Annotated in this window: 17 protein-coding genes; 5 read left to right on the top strand and 12 right to left on the bottom strand. The window is 59.3% G+C overall.

Annotated elements, in window-relative coordinates; translation table 11 throughout:
• Positions 1 to 29: 29 nt before the first annotated feature.
• From HU722_RS01285 to prlC, 7 genes are all read right to left on the bottom strand, one after another.
• Positions 30 to 761 (bottom strand): carbonic anhydrase, encoded by a 732-nt coding sequence (locus HU722_RS01285; protein ID WP_065875619.1) that lies wholly within the window; start codon positions 759 to 761, stop codon positions 30 to 32.
• Positions 762 to 989: 228 nt separating this feature from the next.
• Complete coding sequence (locus HU722_RS01280; RefSeq protein WP_065875618.1) at positions 990 to 2,048, bottom strand: PA0069 family radical SAM protein; 1,059 nt, start codon at positions 2,046 to 2,048, stop codon at positions 990 to 992.
• Between the two features lie 70 nt (positions 2,049 to 2,118).
• Complete coding sequence (locus HU722_RS01275) at positions 2,119 to 3,417, bottom strand: c-type cytochrome (protein ID WP_186753126.1); 1,299 nt, start codon at positions 3,415 to 3,417, stop codon at positions 2,119 to 2,121.
• A 12-nt stretch (positions 3,418 to 3,429) separates the two neighbouring features.
• Complete coding sequence (locus HU722_RS01270) at positions 3,430 to 5,214, bottom strand: GMC family oxidoreductase (RefSeq protein ID WP_065875616.1); 1,785 nt, start codon at positions 5,212 to 5,214, stop codon at positions 3,430 to 3,432.
• A 2-nt stretch (positions 5,215 to 5,216) separates the two neighbouring features.
• A complete protein-coding gene (locus tag HU722_RS01265; RefSeq protein WP_065875615.1) occupies positions 5,217 to 5,969 on the bottom strand; it encodes a gluconate 2-dehydrogenase subunit 3 family protein in 753 nt (250 codons plus the stop codon).
• 272 nt (positions 5,970 to 6,241) lie between these two features.
• Complete coding sequence (locus HU722_RS01260) at positions 6,242 to 6,517, bottom strand: YheV family putative zinc ribbon protein (protein ID WP_049710768.1); 276 nt, start codon at positions 6,515 to 6,517, stop codon at positions 6,242 to 6,244.
• The gene (gene prlC / locus HU722_RS01255) at positions 6,514 to 8,565 is read right to left on the bottom strand and encodes an oligopeptidase A (RefSeq protein ID WP_065891269.1); all 2,052 of its coding nucleotides are present in this window, start codon (positions 8,563 to 8,565) and stop codon (positions 6,514 to 6,516) included. Before prlC ends, HU722_RS01260 begins: the two co-directional genes overlap by 4 nt.
• Before the next feature lie 101 nt (positions 8,566 to 8,666).
• On the opposite strand from prlC, the gene HU722_RS01250 reads away from it, so the two are divergent.
• Together HU722_RS01250 and HU722_RS01245 are read left to right on the top strand one after the other, a co-directional pair.
• Positions 8,667 to 9,209 (top strand): gamma carbonic anhydrase family protein, encoded by a 543-nt coding sequence (locus HU722_RS01250; RefSeq protein WP_065891270.1) that lies wholly within the window; start codon positions 8,667 to 8,669, stop codon positions 9,207 to 9,209.
• Positions 9,206 to 9,865 carry an HAD family hydrolase gene (locus HU722_RS01245; protein WP_065875612.1) on the top strand — a complete coding sequence of 220 codons (660 nt, stop codon included), beginning with the start codon at positions 9,206 to 9,208 and terminating at the stop codon, positions 9,863 to 9,865. The genes HU722_RS01250 and HU722_RS01245 overlap by 4 nt, the downstream gene beginning before the upstream one ends.
• A gap of 95 nt (positions 9,866 to 9,960) precedes the next feature.
• On the opposite strand, the gene HU722_RS01240 is transcribed toward HU722_RS01245, so the two are convergent.
• The gene (locus HU722_RS01240; RefSeq protein ID WP_065891271.1) at positions 9,961 to 11,004 is read right to left on the bottom strand and encodes an aminopeptidase; all 1,044 of its coding nucleotides are present in this window, start codon (positions 11,002 to 11,004) and stop codon (positions 9,961 to 9,963) included.
• A 142-nt stretch (positions 11,005 to 11,146) separates the two neighbouring features.
• Here HU722_RS01240 and HU722_RS01235 point away from each other — a divergent pair, with 142 nt between their 5' ends.
• Positions 11,147 to 11,569 (top strand): PA0061/PA0062 family lipoprotein, encoded by a 423-nt coding sequence (locus tag HU722_RS01235; protein ID WP_065875610.1) that lies wholly within the window; start codon positions 11,147 to 11,149, stop codon positions 11,567 to 11,569.
• Here HU722_RS01235 and HU722_RS01230 read toward each other — a convergent pair whose 3' ends face one another.
• Both HU722_RS01230 and HU722_RS01225 read right to left on the bottom strand, forming a co-directional pair.
• The gene (locus HU722_RS01230; RefSeq protein WP_049710774.1) at positions 11,570 to 11,809 is read right to left on the bottom strand and encodes a DUF1161 domain-containing protein; all 240 of its coding nucleotides are present in this window, start codon (positions 11,807 to 11,809) and stop codon (positions 11,570 to 11,572) included.
• Positions 11,810 to 11,964: 155 nt separating this feature from the next.
• A complete protein-coding gene (locus HU722_RS01225; protein WP_065875609.1) occupies positions 11,965 to 12,396 on the bottom strand; it encodes an OsmC family protein in 432 nt (143 codons plus the stop codon).
• A 217-nt stretch (positions 12,397 to 12,613) separates the two neighbouring features.
• Between HU722_RS01225 and HU722_RS01220 the strand changes: the two genes are divergently transcribed.
• Positions 12,614 to 13,615, top strand: coding sequence for an LLM class flavin-dependent oxidoreductase (locus HU722_RS01220; RefSeq protein WP_065891272.1), 1,002 nt, complete (start codon positions 12,614 to 12,616; stop codon positions 13,613 to 13,615).
• Between the two features lie 59 nt (positions 13,616 to 13,674).
• Here the strand turns inward: HU722_RS01220 and HU722_RS01215 are convergent, their stop codons facing one another.
• Both HU722_RS01215 and HU722_RS01210 read right to left on the bottom strand, forming a co-directional pair.
• Positions 13,675 to 13,899, bottom strand: coding sequence for a DUF1161 domain-containing protein (locus tag HU722_RS01215; protein ID WP_049710777.1), 225 nt, complete (start codon positions 13,897 to 13,899; stop codon positions 13,675 to 13,677).
• A 113-nt stretch (positions 13,900 to 14,012) separates the two neighbouring features.
• The gene (locus HU722_RS01210) at positions 14,013 to 14,228 is read right to left on the bottom strand and encodes a dodecin (protein ID WP_049710778.1); all 216 of its coding nucleotides are present in this window, start codon (positions 14,226 to 14,228) and stop codon (positions 14,013 to 14,015) included.
• A 155-nt stretch (positions 14,229 to 14,383) separates the two neighbouring features.
• On the opposite strand from HU722_RS01210, the gene HU722_RS01205 reads away from it, so the two are divergent.
• Complete coding sequence (locus HU722_RS01205) at positions 14,384 to 14,710, top strand: ElaB/YgaM/YqjD family protein (protein WP_032885107.1); 327 nt, start codon at positions 14,384 to 14,386, stop codon at positions 14,708 to 14,710.
• The last annotated feature ends 3 nt before the right edge of the window (positions 14,711 to 14,713 follow it).

The following is a 14,713-nucleotide window of genomic DNA, read 5'->3' as shown; positions in this document are numbered from 1 at the left end:
GCCACCGCTTTACCCGACAGGGAAGTGTTTTAGAAGCGCGCTTTAGGCGTCGCGGAAGGAATCGGCCCATCGCCGCCCAACGGCAGGAACGTCGATTGATCCGCATCGTAGGCGCGGATTTCGCTGGTCTCGATGTTGTAGATCCAACCATGGATGAACAATTGACCATTGGCCATGCGCGAAGCCACGGAAGGGTGGGTGCGCAAATGTTGCAGCTGGGCGATGACGTTTTCTTCAGTCAGCACCTTCATGCTCTCGCCTTCGTTGGCGCAGTCGCAGTTGTCCTCGACCATGGATTTGGCGACCTCGGCATGTCGCAACCAGGCCCTTACGGTCGGCATCTTCTCCAGGCTGGCGGGGTTGAGCACCGCACGCATGGCGCCACAATCCGAGTGCCCGCAGACAATGATGTGCTGCACGCCCAAGGCCAGTACGGCGTACTCAATAGCGGTGGAAACGCCACCGTTCATCTGCCCGTACGGCGGCACTACGTTGCCGACGTTACGCGTCACGAACAGGTCGCCAGGGGAGCTTTGTGTGATCAGCTCGGGCACGATGCGCGAGTCAGCGCAGGTAATGAACATCGCCCGTGGGCTCTGGGCCGTGGCGAGTTTCTTGAAGAGTTCTTCCTGTTGGGGGAAGACGTCGTGATGGAAATGCAAAAAGCCGTCAACGATATGCTTTAGCGCTGCATCGGCGGTTTCCGCCACCTGAGGGGCTGAAGCCGACGCAGCCAACGGCTGTTTATCCTTGTCACTCATGATTCATCCTCTTGATTAATGCAGGGGAGTTTTCAGGTCAGTTCGACGCCAGGCCACTGGAAAAGTTGTAAACCGCCCAACGGTCAGAGTGCCGACTCATCAGTCACTCGCTGAACAAGGTAACCGTCGAAACTTAACTCAAACTGAATGAACCGCTCTAGAACGCGGCTTTCAGTGATGTCAAAAGGCGATTATTCCTACAAGGCGGATGCCGCCTTACACGTCAGTCTACAACAATGCCATCTGCCTGCCCGGTGGGCAGAAGGCTGTGCAATCAAGATTGAACCCTTCCCGACGGTCGAGCCCCAGCCGCTTGATCGCCTTGTTGAACCGCTGGGCCAGCAGATCGGCAAATGGCCCTTCGCCGCGCATGCGTACACCAAAGCGGCTGTCATACACCTCGCCGCCGCGCACCTGGCGCACCAGGCTCATCACATGGGCCGCACGTTGCGGGTAATGCGCCGCCAGCCACTCTTCAAACAACGGCGCCACCTCAAGCGGCAGGCGCAGCATCATGTACGCCGCGCTCTGTGCGCCCGCCGCGTGGGCTTCGGTGAGCAGGCTTTCCAATTCGCTGTCGTTGATCATCGGGATCATTGGCGAGCACAGCACCCCCACCGGGATCCCGGCCTCGCGCATCACCCGAATCGCCCGCAACCGCGCCTTGGGCGCCGCCGTGCGTGGCTCCAGGATGCGCTTGAGCTCGTCGTCCAGGCTGGTGAGGCTGATCATCACGGCCACCAAACGCTGCCGGGCCAGCTCGGTGAGCAGGTCGAGATCGCGCAGAATCAGTGACCCCTTGGTGATGATGGTCACCGGGTGCCGATAGCGCAGCAGCACTTCAAGGGTTTGCCGCGTGATTCGGTACTCGCGCTCGATAGGTTGGTAAGGGTCGGTATTGGAACCGAGATTGATCGGCGCGCACACGTAGCCGGGCTTCGACAGTTGCTGCTCCAGCACATCCGCGGCGTTGGTCTTGGCGATGAGCCTGGTTTCGAAATCCAGCCCCGGCGACATGTCCCAATAGGCATGGCTGGGCCGCGCATAGCAGTAGATACACCCATGCTCGCAGCCACGATAAGGGTTGATCGAACGATCAAACGGCAAGTCCGGCGAGTTGTTGCGGGTGATGATGGTCTTGGCCGTTTCGATACGCACTTCGGTGCCCTGGGTCGGCGGCACTTCCTGATACCAGCCGTCGTCCTCGACCACGCTGACGGTGGGCGCAAAGCGGTTGTGCAGGTTGGTGGCCGTGCCCCGACCACGGGGCGGCAGCGGAGTAGACATGAAAACGCCTCGATACTGTTTTTATATACAGTATCGAGGCACAAGGTTTCTGACCAGTGCCGTTTGGCGGTCAGTGCTTTTGAGTGACCTGTCCCAGGTCGTCACCCGGGGTGGTGCGCATATCGTTCTTGCGCAGGTCCGCCACTTCGCTGGCTTTCACCGGCGCGCCTTGGTTGCCCCAGCTGCCACGAATGAAACTGACCACATCCGCCACTTCCTGGTCCGACAGGCGCCAGGCAAATGCTGGCATGGTGAAGGTCGACGGCGCCGCGTGCGTAGCCGGCAACGTGCCGCCGTTCAACACGATGTTGATCAACGACGTGGCATCCGCCGTCTGTAATACCGGGTTGCCCGCCAGCGCCGGGAACACCCGCGTGTAGCCATGGCCGTCAGTACGGTGGCAGGCCGCACAGTTGTCGATGTACACCGACGCACCTCGCTTGCTGTCATCACCTTTCCACAGGGCATCAGCCACCTGCTTGTCGTACTGGTGCGGCTGGTCCTTGGGGTCTACCGCCGGCAGGCTCTTGAGGTAACGGGCGATAGCCGTCAGGTCATTTTCCGACATGTGCTGCATGCTGTGGACCACAACATCGCTCATGCCACCAAACACCGCACTGCGATCACTGCGGCCGGTCTTGAGGAATTGCACCAGCTGCTCCTCGCTCCAACTGCCGAGGCCGTCCTTGTGGTCGCCGCGCAGGCTCTTGGCGATCCAGCCCTCCAACGGCGCACTGCCAGACAGGAACGCGTTGCCATCAGTGGCACTCAGGGCTTTTTCCTGCATGGTCAAAGCCCGTGGCGTATGGCACGCGCCACAGTGGCCAAGGCCTTCCACCAAATAAGCACCACGGCTGATCACCGGGTCAGCATTGGCGGGCGCCTGGTAGTCCGCCACCTCGGGCGCAAACATCCAGCGCCACGCCGCCAACGGCCAGCGCATGCTCAGTGGCCAGGGAATATCGCTGTCCTTGTTCTCCTGGGCGACCGGTTCAACACCCTTCATGAAATACGCATACAACGCGTGCATATCGCTTTGGCTGACACGTGCGTAAGACGGGTAGGGCATCGCCGGGTAAAGCGTACTACCGCTCTTGGCGACGCCATGGCGCACGGCCTTGTCGAAGTCTTCAAAGCTGTAGTCGCCCAGGCCGGTCTTGTCCGGCGTGATGTTGGTGGAATAGATCACGCCGATGGGGGTTTCCATCGGCAGGCCGCCGGCGAACGGTTTACCGCCCTTGGCGGTGTGGCAGGCCACGCAGTCACCGGCGCGGGCCAGGTATTCGCCCTGCTTGACCAGATCGGTCTCAGCCGCGCTTACCGAGCAGCTGCTGAATAGGGCAAACGTCGCGATAACAAGTGCTTTCATGGTCATCGCTCCTTATGCCTGAACCAGTGGGCCGGGGTTTTTCAGGTACTGCTCGCGGATCGCCCGGGCCGACCAATAGGTCAGCGCCGCCACCAGGCCGGTAGGGTTGTAGCCCAAACCTTGTGGGAAAGCGGATGCGCCTGGCACAAACACGTTGTGTACATCCCAGCACTGCAGGTAACGGTTCAAGGCACTGGTTTTCGGGTCGGTGCCCATGATTGCGCCGCCGTTGAGGTGGGTGGTCTGGTACGACGCGGTGTTGAAGTGCTCACCGACCTTTTTGCCCAGCACGGCAATCGCCTTGGGGTTCATCGCTTCGGCGACTTTGCCCATTTTCTCGACCATGAAGCGGTTCATCTTGATGTCGTTTTCTTGCCAATCGAACGTCATCCGCAGCAGCGGCAAGCCGTAGGCATCCCGATAAACCGGGTCCAGATCCAGGTAGTTGCCCCGGTAGGATTGATGGGCGCCGTGGGCATCCATCGACACTTGGTGGGTGTAGTAATCGGCGGTCGCGCGCTTCCACGCGCTGCCCCAGGCCGGGGTTCCCGGCGGGTTGGACGTACCGGCAATCGGTCGGCTACCGGCCTGGTTGACCCACATCGGCGAGCCGCCCACAAAGCCGTGAGGCCCGTGATCGAAGTTGTCGGCGTTGAAGTCATCAATGGCCACGCCATTGCCGCCCGCACCGATGAAGTTGTTGGTGTGGGTGTCCTTGTCGAAGAACGCCTTGATGGTCGCCATGTTCTGGTAGGCGAAATTCCTGCCCACCACACCTTCATTGGTGATCGGGTCGTAAGGCTTGCCGATTCCGGACAGCAGCATCAAACGCACGTTGTGGAACTGGAATGCGCCGAGGATCACCAGGTCTGCCGGCTGCTCGCATTCCCGGCCCTGGGCGTCGATGTACGTCACACCGGTGGCCTTGCGCTTGGTGCTGTCGAGGTTGACCTTGAGCACGTGGGAATTAGGCCGCAGTTCGAAATTCGGTACCTGGCGCAAAGCTGGCAGGATGTTCACGTTCGGCGAGGCTTTGGAGTACATGTAGCAAACATAGCCACTGCAGAAACCACAGAAGTTGCACGGGCCCATCTGCGCACCATAGGGGTTGGTGTACGGCCCCGAGGTATTGGCCGACGGCAGGTTGTAGGGTTTGTAACCCACATCGCTAGCCGCTTTCTGAAACAGTTGTGCGGAGACGGTGTTTTTCTGTGATTCCAACGGGAACGGATTGGAACGGTCAGGCGCATAGGGGTTGCCGCCACGGCCTTCACCGACGAGTTGGCCTTTCACCGTCCAGGCCTGGCCGGAGGTGCCGAAGACTTTTTCCGCGTAGTCGAAAAACGGCTCCAGCTCTTCATAGCTCACGCCGAAGTCCTGGATCGTCATGTCCTTGGGGATGAAGTTTTTGCCATAGCGCTCCTCGTAATGGGTGCGGATGCGCAACTCGATCGGGTCGACGCGAAAATGCACGCCCGACCAGTGCAGGCCCGCACCGCCGACGCCGTTGCCCGGCAAGAACGCACCCAACTGACGGTTAGGCAGCGCCACATCATTCACGCTATGGCGAATGGTCACCGTCTCTTTGGAAATGTCCTGGAAGAGTTTTTTACGCACGCTGTAAGTCAATTCGTCGATGACCTGCGGATAGTTGCCGTCCGGGTAAGTGTCCTGCATAGGCCCGCGTTCCAGCGCGACCACGTTGAGGCCCGCTTCCGTCAGCTCCTTGGCCATGATCGCGCCGGTCCAGCCGAAGCCGACGATCACTGCATCTACTTTCTTCATGATGGTCGCCACGTTTATGCCCTCTCACCGCGGATAGAAACTGCCGGGAAGGGGTATTGCTCGTTGCGTTCAACCCAGTCCATGAAGTCGGCGCGAGCGCCGGGGAAACCAATCATGGTCCAGCCGACCATGCCTTTGTTACCGCCGTGGATCGGGTCGCAGAAGAAGCCTTCCTTGGTATTTTGCAGCAGCAAGTTGAAGAACATCTTCGGCGGCACCGTCTCGAAATGCGCAGCAACTTCGCTACCGCCAGCCTCGAGGCGGCGCAGCATATCGTCTCGGGTAGCGCTGTCTTGCGCAGCAAAAGCTTTACCGTTGAACGCCTTCGACCATGCATCCGTCGCGGCAATGCCCAGACGATAGATCTCTTTGGGTACCAATTTGCTCTGCCAGCCCATCTCGGGCGGTGCGTCAGCGTTGAAGGGGCCTTGCATGAACCACAGGGCACCACTGGCGTAAGGCGTATTCATCTGGCGGTCGATGTATTCCGGTGCACCCGCTTCCAGGGCACCTGGGCCTTGGGCATCGGCGGGAATCAGGCGCTCGACGGCGGCATTGATAAACGCCCATTCCTCGGCGGTGAAATACGTAGGCTCATAGGCGTTGTCGCTGGCCGCAGGCTTCGCGGGCGCGGCCTGCGCTGGCTCTGGCGTAGCCATCAGCATCGAGCCGCCGAGGCCGGTGCTGGCAACCGTGACCACCGGGATCAAGGTCAAGGATTTGCGCAAAAAGTCACGCCGGGGGTTGTCTTGATCTTGATCAGACATGGTGGCACCTCATCATTTGGTCACGGGTTATCAGCTTCTAGTGAGCTTTTTGGCAATCAATAGTTACAAATGATAGCAGGCTAAGGATAAGGGGAATCGATTCAGCGACCTAAGTCGAATAAATGCAGGCAAAAAAAGTGGGAGCAGCTTGTGTGGGAGCTGATTTGCCTGCGATGCAAACACCTTAGTCGTCCTATCAGACCGAGGTGATGCTATCGCAGGCAAGCCAGCGCCCACACAAGCTGCTCCCACATTAGATCAGCGTATGACGCCTACTCTTTTTTCAGCTTCGGGTTGGGGAAAAACTGTACGGCTTGAATTTTAGGATCAGCCGGCGCTTTCAACGCTGAGGTGTTGACCCGCGTACCCAATTCCTTGGGCACCGACAGACCCTGGTCATTCAGTGTGTCGGTATAACCGCAGGCCACGCACTCGCGATGCGGCACGTTGTCCTCGGTCCACATTTTCAACTTGTCCGGCTCGCTGCACGCCGGGCAGACCGCCCCGGCGATGAATTGCTTTTTGGTAATCACAGGCCCTTCGCTCATGCTGCCGCGTCCTCACTCAGGCCGCTGTGGCGCAAGAGTGCGTCAATCGACGGCGCACGTCCGCGGAAGTCGACGAACAGCACCATCGGCGCCTGGGAACCGCCACGAGCCAGGATCGCCTCGCGAAAAGCACGGCCGGTTTCGGCATTGAGTACGCCGTCTTCTTCAAACTTGGAGAAGGCATCCGCCGAGAGCACTTCAGCCCATTTGTAGCTGTAGTAACCCGCCGCATAACCCCCGGCGAAGATGTGCGCAAAGCTGTTGGGGAAGCGGTTGTAGGCCGGCGGACGCATCACCGAGACTTCATCGCGCACGCCTTCCAGCACTTGCGCCACGCTGCGGCCATCCCCGTGGGTGGCATGCAGTTCGAAGTCGAACAGCGAGAATTCCAGCTGGCGCACCATCATCAGGCCGGACTGGAAGTTCTTCGCCGCGAGCATTTTTTCCAGCAGGTCCTGGGGCAGCGGCTCGCCGGTTTCGTAATGGCCAGAGATCAGCGCCAGGCCTTCCGGCTCCCAGCACCAGTTCTCCATGAACTGGCTCGGCAACTCCACCGCATCCCAGGCCACGCCGTTGATGCCGGACACACCGGCATGCTCGACGCGGGTCAGCAAGTGATGCAGGCCGTGGCCGAATTCGTGGAACAGCGTGGTGACTTCATCATGGGTCAGCAGGGCAGGCTTGCCGCTGTCGGCCGGGGTGAAGTTGCACACCAGGTTGGCCACCGGGCTTTGCAGTACACCGTCTACGGTGCGGCGACGGTCGCGCGCGCCGTCCATCCAGGCACCGCCACGCTTGTTGGCGCGGGCGTACAGGTCGAAGAAGAAGCGGCCGACGTGCTGGCCGTTTTCCTTGATTTCAAACAGGCGGACATCCGGGTGCCAGGTGTCGAAGCCTTTTTGCTCGGCGATCTCGATGCCGTACAGACGCTGGACGATCGCGAACAGGCCGCCGAGCACTTTGTCGATGGGGAAGTAGGCGCGCAGGGCTTCCTGGGACACGCTGTAACGCTGCTCACGCAGCTTCTCGCCGTAGAAACCGCTGTCCCAGCTTTGCAGGTCGGCGCAGCCTTGTTCGGCGGCATAAGCCTTGAGCTGTTGCAGGTCTTGGGCGGCAAACGGTTTGCTGCGCTTGGCCAGGTCACGCAGGAAGCTGAGCACCTGGTCGCTGGACTCGGCCATTTTGGTGGCCAGGCTCAACTCCGAGAAGGACGCGTAGCCCAGCAATTGGGCAAGCTCCTGACGCAAGTCGAGGATCTGTTCCATCACCGGGCCGTTATCGTTCTGACAGGCATTCGGGCCTTGGTCCGACGCGCGGGTGCAGTACGCCGCGTAGACTTCTTCACGCAGCGCGCGATCCTGGGCGTAGGTCATTACCGCGTAGTAGCTGGGGAATTCGAGGGTGATCAACCAACCGTCGAGGCCCTTGGCCTGGGCAGCGGCAGCCATTTGCGCCTTGGCCGAGTCGGTCAGGCCGGCGAGCGTGGCTTCCTCGGTAACGTGCTTGGTCCAGGCCTGGGTAGCATCGAGCAACTGGTTGGAGAACTTGCTGCCCAGCTCGGACAGCTTGCTTTGCACTTCGGCGTAGCGCTTTTGCTGTTCCGGCGGCAAATCGATGCCCGACAGGCGGAAATCACGCAGGGCGTGTTCCAGGATGGTTTTTTGCGCCACGTCGAAACCGGCAGCTTCCGGGCTATTGGCGAGGGCTTCAAAAGCCTGGAACAGCGCGCGGTTCTGGCCCATCTCGGTGGAATAGGCGCTCAACGCGGGCAGGCAGCCCTCATAGGCTTCGCGCAGTTCAGCGCTGTTGCACACGGCGTTGAGGTGGCTGACCGGGCTCCAGGCGGCGCCCAGGCGGTCGTTCAATTCATCCATCGCCAGGACCAGGCCGGCCCACGTCGGATTTTTCCCCTGGCTTTGCAGGATGCCTTCGATGGCAACACGGTTATCGGCAAGGATCTGTTCGATGGCCGGCTGGACGTGCTCGGCACGGATCGCCGAGAACGGCGGCAGGTCGTAGGACTGCAGAAGAGGGTTGTTCGCGCTCACGGTTGGCACCTTGGCTGAAGAAACTGATAAGACAAAGATGGGGCCATCTTAATTACAATCAACACCCACCGCAGCTATCAGCAGAAGAGAGAGAGGCTATCGTGACCCTTCGCACCTATCAGAACCACACGCCAACCCTGGGCGCCGGGGCTTTTGTCGATATTTCGGCGGTGGTGATCGGCGATGTCGAAATCGGCACCGACAGCTCGGTTTGGCCACTGACGGTGATTCGCGGCGACATGCACCGCATCCGGATCGGTGTACGCACCAGCGTGCAGGATGGCTGCGTATTGCACATCACTCACGCCGGGCCGTTCAACCCGGACGGTTTCCCGTTGTTGATCGGCGACGATGTGACCATCGCCCACAAAGTCATGTTGCACGGTTGCACCGTGGGCAACCGCATCCTGATCGGCATGGGCAGCATCGTGATGGACGGCGCGGTGGTGGAAGATGACGTGATCATCGGCGCCGGCAGCCTGGTGCCACCGGGCAAGAAGCTCGAAAGCGGTTTTTTGTATGTTGGCAGCCCGGTTAAACAAGTCCGCGCGTTGACTGACAAGGAGCGCGCCTTTTTCACCTACAGCGCCGCGAACTACGTGAAGCTCAAAGACCTGCACCTGGCTGAAGGATTCGACCGATGAGCCTGCCCTACCAAACCGTCCTGTTTGACCTGGACGGCACCCTCACCGACCCGCGCGAGGGCATCACCCGTTCGATCCAATACGCCCTCGGCAAGCTGGGTATCGACGAGCCAGACCTGACAAAGCTGGAACATTTTATCGGCCCGCCGTTGCTGCAAGCCTTTATGCAGTTCTACGACTTCGATGAAGCCAAGGCCTGGGAGGCAGTGAATTTCTATCGCGAGCGTTTCAAAGTCACCGGCTTATACGAAAACCGCGTGTTTGACGGCGTGATGCCACTGTTGGAGGACTTGAATAGCCAGGGCCGCCAACTGTATGTGGCGACGTCCAAGCCTTGGGTGTTTGCCCGCGAGATCGCCCGGCACTTCGATTTTGCCAGGCATTTTAAAGTGATTTACGGCAGCGAGCTGGACGGCACGCGCACCAATAAGGTCGAGTTAATCGCCCACCTGATCAGTGAGGAAGGCCTGGACCCGGCCACCACCTTGATGATTGGTGATCGCAAGCATGACCTGGTCGGCGCGCGCAGCAACGGGCTGGATTCGGCGGCGGTGGGGTATGGGTTTGGCAGTTTCGAGGAGTTGAATGCCGAGGCGCCGACTTGGCATTTTGAGACATTGGCCGAGATGCATCAGGCGTTTATGCCGCGCAGCTGAAATAGCCTTCGCGAGCAAGCCCGCTCCCACATTCGACCGCATTCTCATGCTGGAAATCGGTCTATTGTGGGAGCTGGCTTGCCTGCGATGAGGCCCTAAAGCCCAACACCTTCCAACTGTTTCAACGCTGCTCTACGCTGCTCCACCGGCAACCCGCCCATCTTCTCCACCGCCGCATAAAACCTCACCCAATCCCCACCCTCCTGCGCAAACAACGCCGCAAACGCCGGTACCCACCTGTCATACAACCCAAACGGCAACAGCCGCGCATTGTTCATCGGCTGGTTGATCCAGGCGTCATACCGCTTATCACCGCCCCACTGGCTATCGCGCAATTGTCGGTAATCACTGCGCAAGCGCTCGAACTGCGCGGCCTTGGCCTGGCGCATCACGTCGGCCGCCAAGGGCTTGGCGTAGAGCGCTTCCAGGCGTTTACGGGTGTCGAGAATCAGGCGGATAAATTGGTCGCGCTGCTGCAGTGATGCGTTGCTAAGCGGTGCCAAACCTCGCGCGGCTCGCCATTGGCGAGTGCCTTCCTGCTCAACGAACGTGGCAAACGACTCATTGAACTCGGTGTCGTCCTTCACATAGAAGCGCTGGTGCGCCAGCTCATGAAAAATCAGCGTGGCCAGGCGTTCATCGCCCCAATTCATCATCGAATTCATGATCGGGTCGTTGAACCAACCCAGCGTGGAGTAAGCCTCGACGCCGCCAATCGACACATCCATGCCCCGCTGCTTCAACAACGCCGCCTCGCCCCGCGCCGCGCCCTGGTTGTAGTAGCCGCGATAGGCCACGCAACCGGCAATGGGGAAGCAATGGGTTTCAGGTGAAAGGGAAAATTCTTGCGTGGCGAAGACATTCCAGACCACATAAGGCCGGCCGATATCGGCGTACAGCCGGTAACTCTGGTTGTCAGGCAGGCGCAGATGTTCACTGGCGAACGTTCGCGCTTTTTGTGATTGCGCCAGGTGCTCGCGCAGCAGCGGTGGGCGGAAAGGGTCGGCGATAACCTGCGCCACTGGCTCCCGGGCCCGCAGCAATTGCCACTGGCCACTCGCCAATTGGCTGTAATAGCTCACGCTCGAGCAGCCGCTGAGCACCACCACCATCAGCCCTGGAAGAAAACGCCTGACCATGCCCCGACCGCTCCTGGGAAATCTGCCCGCCAGACTATCGCGCCTGCGTGGAATTTTTTCATGGCATGACGTGTTTATACTCATAGGGAGTCTGTTGCCGTCGGCGCCAGGCTTAATTCTCTCATCCCGTTGAGTGCCTGCCATGCGTCAGCTCTTGCTTCCCGTCGCCGCCCTGTTCCTCAGTGCCTGCACCACAACCCCTGTGCCACCGGCAGACCCGCAACAGGCCTGGGTCGATTTCACGACGCCGACGCCGGGGTCCAGGCTGGTGATGGCACAGCGTTTGGACGGTAAGAACCTGAATGATGGGCGTTACTTCCAAATGCCGCCCGGCAGTCACGAATTAATGGTGCGCTTCGATTTTGAAGTGCCCGCAGGCGGTGGCCTGGGCGGACTCAGCTCGATGATGTATCGCACCTGCTTCATGACCCTGCAATACGACCACTTCCAGGCTGGCCAGCGCTATGTGCTGGAAGGGCGCTCGCTGGCCTTCACACCTAATATCCGGCTGTATGACTCGGCACGTCAGTTGCTCGCGGAAGAACGCAGCGTCAACTGCATCTGATCAGTCGTTGTTCTTCTGGTAGACGATACGCTTGGTACCGTTTTCGCACGAACCGACAAGCATGGCGCTGTCGTGATTCTTGGCTTCTTCGGCGGTAATGATTTCCAGGGTGTAGGAGGGAATAGCCTTGGCCTGGATCTTTACCTCGATCTCTTTCCTGAGCTCTTCACAATCTTTCGGAGCGGCCACAGCCGATGTGGCCAATACACCGCAGATGATCGCCAAGGCAAAACGTTTCATGTGTGAAGCTCCCTGAATGCATTGCGCACGAGTGTGCGGCTAAGGCTGCAATGGCTATAGGACCACATTTGTGAAACACGAGTTCTGATTTAACGCATAACTAAGTGTGGGAGCTGGCTCCCACACACGCCAGCTCCCACATTGGATCTGCTGTGTCAGTTAACCAGCGTGCCATCCAGGGTGATGGTCGCATTCAACACCTTGGACACCGGGCATCCTTCCTTGGCCTTCTTGCTCAGCTCATCGAACTGCGCCTGGCTCGCGCCTGGGATCTTGGCCTTGAGGGTCAAGTGCACGGCGGTGATCGCAAAACCACCCTCGACCTGATCCAGCGTGACGTCAGCCTGGGTGTCGATGCTGTCAGCCTTGAGCCCGGCGTCGCCGAGAATCATGGAAAACGCCATGGAGAAACAGCCAGCGTGGGCCGCGCCAATCAATTCTTCAGGGTTGGTGCCTTTGCCGCCTTCGAAACGGGCCTTGAAGCCGTAAGGTGCTTCACGCAATACGCCGGTCTCCGTAGAAATGGAACCCAGGCCAGTCTTCAGGTCACCTTCCCAATGCGCGGATGCTTTTTTAACGATACTCATAGCGGTCTCCTCGAACGGTGGTTTTGCTTCAGTAAGGGTTCTGAGGATAGTTGGCGTGGCAAAGTTCATCTTGTCGGAGAAACCTAGCAATTTAGTAGGAAATTTCCATTCCGCTATTGAATCTCGGGTATATGCCCTCATTGCATAGACCATGCACATGAAGCGGCAGGTTTTGGTTCGTCTAAGAAGCCTGCGCCCCCATTGGAGAAGCAGGCTTATGAAATCGCTGTCCGACGTAAAATTCTCGACCCTTGACCTCGTGCCCGTGCGCGCCAACGGCAGCCCGGCGCAGGCGCTGCGTAATTCCCTGGACCTGGCCCAGCATGTGGAAAAGTTTGGCTATAACCGTTTCTGGGTGGCCGAACACCACAACATGGACGGCATCGCCAGCTCTGCCACCTCGGTATTGCTGGGTTACCTGGCCGGCGGCACCTCGACCATCCGCGTCGGTTCCGGCGGTGTCATGCTGCCCAACCACGCGCCGTTGGTGATCGCTGAACAGTTCGGCACCCTGGAAAGCCTCTACCCCGGCCGTATCGACCTGGGCCTGGGCCGCGCACCCGGCTCCGACCAAATGACCGCCCGCGCCCTGCGCCGTGAGCGTTCCGGCAGCGCGGATGATTTTCCGGACGATGTGGCCGAACTGATGGCCTACCTGGGCCCACGCACGCCTGACCAACGGGTTATTGCGGTGCCCGGCAGCGGTACCAATGTGCCGGTCTGGCTGCTCGGTTCCAGCTTGTTCAGCGCACAACTAGCGGGCGAACGCGGTTTGCCCTACGCATTCGCCTCGCATTTCGCACCGCGTTTGATGCATGAAGCGATTCGCGTCTACCGCAACCACTTCAAGCCTTCAGCCGTGCTGGACAAACCCTACGTGATGCTCGGCATTCCGCTGGTCGCCGCAGACACTGATGAGCAGGCCGACTACCTGGCCACTTCGGTGTACCAACGCATCCTCGCGCTGATGCGCGGCCAAAGCCTGGTGCAGCGCCCACCGGTGGACAGCATGGACGGCCTGTGGCTGCCCCATGAAAAAGACGCGGTCGGCAGCTTCCTGGGCCTGGCGATGGTCGGCGGCCCGGCGAAGATTCGCGCCAAGCTGGAGGTGTTGATCGAGCAGACCGGCGCCGATGAGCTGATTTTCACCAGCGACCTGTACGAACATGCTGACCGGATTCATTCCTACGAGCTGCTCGCGCAAGTCATGAAAGGCTAAACCCGAAGCGAAAAAAAACCGACGCACTCGCGTCGGTTTTTTATGTCTGGAGCACGAGATTAACCGCGCTTGTAGACGATTTCCTTGGTACCACCTTCGCAGCTGCCGACCACTTGAGCGTCGGTAGAAGCGCCTTTATCCACCACTTCGAGCGAATAACCTGAAGCGCCCTTGGCGTCGATTTTCGCTGCGATTTCGCTTTTCAGCTCTTCGCATGGCTTGCCCGCCGCCAGGGCTGTACCTGCAATGCTCAACAAACCGACTGCTAACAGAAACTTCTTCATCCGTTACTTCCTTACGCTGATCGAATAGAACGTGCCGACGCTGTCGCATCGGCACCCCAACGTTGTAGCGCAGGTTATGGCAATCGGCCAGTCAGCAAGTTCAACTCACAGGATCAACTGCTGGCAATTCGGAACCCTACCTTGAGCGTGACCTGATAGTGCGCAACCTTGCCATTCTCGATATGGCCGCGGGTTTCAGTCACCTCAAACCATTCCAGGTGCTTGATGCTCTTGTTGGCTTCAGCCACCGCGTTGTTGATGGCGTCTTCGATGCTGGTGGTGGACGAACCCACCAATTCGACTTTCTTGTACGTGTGATGATCAGACATGGCGTTTCTCCTGAGGTCTCTAGTGAGCGTAGCAGTCAATGTTCCTACTGCTTCTGGCGACGATTCGTCCTCGAAAGTTCAGATTTACTGCACTTTTTGAATAGGCCGCAGTCGGTATCTACACACGCCACTCAATCACTTCAGGAGATGTCCACATGGCCAACACTTCTTTACGCAAAGCGTCACTGGAAAGCATGGAAGCCGAGATTTCGAGCCTGCTCAAGTCCCTTGAGAGCCTCAAGGACGATGCGTCCGACGAGTCGCGCAAAACGTTGAAGGCCCTGAAAAGCAATGCCGAGAATGCCCTCAAGCACTCCCGTCATCTGATCAGCGATGCCTACGAAGAAAGCAAAGTCAAAATCCGCGAAACCAGCGTTGCTACCCGTGACTACGCGCAAGAGCACCCATGGACCACAGCCGGCGTTGCTGTCGGCGCACTGGGTCTGCTGGCAGCCTATCTGCTGTGCAAACGTGGTGACTGATTT

The sequence above is a fragment of the Pseudomonas tritici genome (assembly GCF_014268275.3).
Taxonomy (GTDB): Bacteria; Pseudomonadota; Gammaproteobacteria; order Pseudomonadales; family Pseudomonadaceae; genus Aquipseudomonas; species Aquipseudomonas tritici.
This window is presented reverse-complemented; position numbering and strand designations above follow the sequence as displayed.

Coding starts and splice junctions, on each gene's coding strand:
- HU722_RS01210 (WP_049710778.1), bottom strand. CDS start 14,228: ATGTCTGATCATCACACGTACAAGAAAGTCGAATTGGTGGGTTCGTCC.
- HU722_RS01220 (WP_065891272.1), top strand. CDS start 12,614: ATGAAATCGCTGTCCGACGTAAAATTCTCGACCCTTGACCTCGTGCCC.
- HU722_RS01265 (WP_065875615.1), bottom strand. CDS start 5,969: ATGTCTGATCAAGATCAAGACAACCCCCGGCGTGACTTTTTGCGCAAA.
- HU722_RS01275 (WP_186753126.1), bottom strand. CDS start 3,417: ATGAAAGCACTTGTTATCGCGACGTTTGCCCTATTCAGCAGCTGCTCG.
- HU722_RS01235 (WP_065875610.1), top strand. CDS start 11,147: ATGCGTCAGCTCTTGCTTCCCGTCGCCGCCCTGTTCCTCAGTGCCTGC.
- HU722_RS01230 (WP_049710774.1), bottom strand. CDS start 11,809: ATGAAACGTTTTGCCTTGGCGATCATCTGCGGTGTATTGGCCACATCG.
- HU722_RS01225 (WP_065875609.1), bottom strand. CDS start 12,396: ATGAGTATCGTTAAAAAAGCATCCGCGCATTGGGAAGGTGACCTGAAG.
- HU722_RS01245 (WP_065875612.1), top strand. CDS start 9,206: ATGAGCCTGCCCTACCAAACCGTCCTGTTTGACCTGGACGGCACCCTC.
- HU722_RS01280 (WP_065875618.1), bottom strand. CDS start 2,048: ATGTCTACTCCGCTGCCGCCCCGTGGTCGGGGCACGGCCACCAACCTG.
- HU722_RS01215 (WP_049710777.1), bottom strand. CDS start 13,899: ATGAAGAAGTTTCTGTTAGCAGTCGGTTTGTTGAGCATTGCAGGTACA.
- HU722_RS01240 (WP_065891271.1), bottom strand. CDS start 11,004: ATGGTCAGGCGTTTTCTTCCAGGGCTGATGGTGGTGGTGCTCAGCGGC.
- HU722_RS01260 (WP_049710768.1), bottom strand. CDS start 6,517: ATGAGCGAAGGGCCTGTGATTACCAAAAAGCAATTCATCGCCGGGGCG.
- HU722_RS01205 (WP_032885107.1), top strand. CDS start 14,384: ATGGCCAACACTTCTTTACGCAAAGCGTCACTGGAAAGCATGGAAGCC.
- HU722_RS01285 (WP_065875619.1), bottom strand. CDS start 761: ATGAGTGACAAGGATAAACAGCCGTTGGCTGCGTCGGCTTCAGCCCCT.